2 protein-coding genes are annotated in these 1,883 nt (G+C 64.0%); one reads left to right on the forward strand and one right to left on the reverse strand.

The annotated features are described in order from the left end of the window. On the forward strand, positions 1–448 hold a 448-nt coding region (locus AC1DW9_RS36550), incomplete at its 5' end, for an integrase core domain-containing protein (protein WP_476855407.1). Positions 449–520: 72 nt separating this feature from the next. Here the strand turns inward: AC1DW9_RS36550 and AC1DW9_RS36555 are convergent. Continuing rightward, complete coding sequence (locus AC1DW9_RS36555; protein ID WP_476777574.1) at positions 521–1,855, reverse strand: IS1182 family transposase; 1,335 nt, start codon at positions 1,853–1,855, stop codon at positions 521–523. Positions 1,856–1,883 lie beyond the last annotated feature (28 nt).

Consider the following 1,883-nt stretch of genomic DNA (forward strand, 5'->3'; position numbering starts at 1 on the left):
GATCGGCGCAGACTTCCTGCGGGCTGTGGCCGAGGTATTCCCCTACCAGATACACACGGTCCTTACCGATAACGGCATGGCTTTCGCTGATCTGCCCAAGAACCGTTCCGGTCCGACAGCCATGATGCGCGGCCATCCCTTCGACCGCGCTTGCTGGGAGCTCGGCATCGAGCACCGACTGACCAAACCCTATCATCCATGGACCAACGGCCAGGCCGAACGGATGAACCGCACCATCAAGGAAGCGACCGTCAAGCGCTTCCACTATGACGATCATCGCCAGTTCGAGGCGCACCTCACAGACTTCGTTGYCGCCTACAATTTCGGCCGCCGGCTGAAGACCCTTAGGGGGCTCACACCCTACGAGTTCATCTGCAAATGCTGGACTTCAGAGCCAGAACGATTCAGGCTCGATCCAATCCATCAAATGCCGGGACTRAACATCTAGGAGCCCGTCCGAGTAACGATTTTGGGGCGATTATGACGGGAAGGCTGGGCGGGAGATTTCGGTGCCCGGTCSTCATCTTGAGGCTTTTGCAAGCTTCAGGAGGTTGTGAGCGGTACAGATCATTGCCCATTCGCCTCGGACCTGATCGAGACCGCGCAGGAGCAACTGCCGGAAGCCTCTGGCTTGCTTGATCTGCCCGAACACSGGCTCGACCACCTGCTTCCTGAGGCGGTAGCGGCTCCTGCGGCCAGCCCGCTTCAGCCGTGCGGCCATAGCGCTCATCAAGGGCATCTTCGTCAGTCTACGGCGCCCGACCGCGTTCCCCTCGCCGTGGCGCGCACGGCCTGGGGCGAGGTAGCCCGCAATCCCTCTCTCCTTCAACGCGGCCAGGTTCACCTCGCTGGCAAAGCCCGCATCGCCCGAGACCTCACGCGGCTTGCGCCCAAGATGGACGCGGACATCGTCGATGAGCGGCACGAGGGCGCGATAGTCGGCGGAGTTGGTCACCAACCGGTGGGCCACGATGATCTGATGGGCGGCATCGACCGCGATCTGGCCATTGTAGCCCTGCACGAACCCGTCGCGCGTGGGCAGGATGCGGCTGTCCTGGTCGGTGAAGTTGCGCTGCGCCCGGTCGGGCGGTCCACCGTCCTCGCTCCGCAACGCCCGGCCCTGCCAGCGCATGCCCGACGATGCGCCTGGTCCGCTCTCGTCCTCCGGATCCGGCGGATCGGCAGCCTCTGCCTCCAGCGTCTCCTTGGCAGCTCGGATCCTCTCCAGCCGACGCTGTTTGTCGGCCATCCAGTCCGGTGTCTCGTCCCCACGTCGGTCCGCGCCATGAACCTGATCCTCGGTCGCGTCGGTGTCGCGCGCCTGATCGAGCCATTGTGCGACCTCGGCGGCCAACGCAGGCTCCGTCGTCTTCATCCGCCCGTAGCTCATGGCCTTATGGCGCGAGGCGTTCGCCTTCAGTTTGGTCCCGTCGACCGCCACGTGTGCGAACTCGACCAAACCGGCCGCCCGGCACAGACGCAGCACCTGCACGAACAGGTCCGATAGGACCACGAGGTGGCGCTTGCGGAAGTCGGCGATGGTCCGGAAGTCCGGCCGGTTCAGGCCGGTCACTGCCATGACGTCGACCCGCTCCTCGCAGGCGCGGGCGAGCTGACGCGAAGAGTACAGGCCACGGCTGTAGCCATAGAGAAGCAGGGCCACCATCATGCCGGGATGGTAGGGCGGATAGCCGCGCTCCTCGGTGTAGCTGTCGATAATAGCCGAAAGGTCGAGCCCTTCGCGCACCGTGTCACGGACGAAATGCGCCAGGTGACCGGGCGGCACGAACTCATGCAGCGAAGGCGGCAAAAGCCAGCCCTGATCGACATCCCAAGAGCGAAACACTTTGGCCATGAGCCAGTGAATCATCCCGAAGCCACCC

It is taken from the genome of Allobosea sp. P4_E12 (assembly GCF_056401655.1).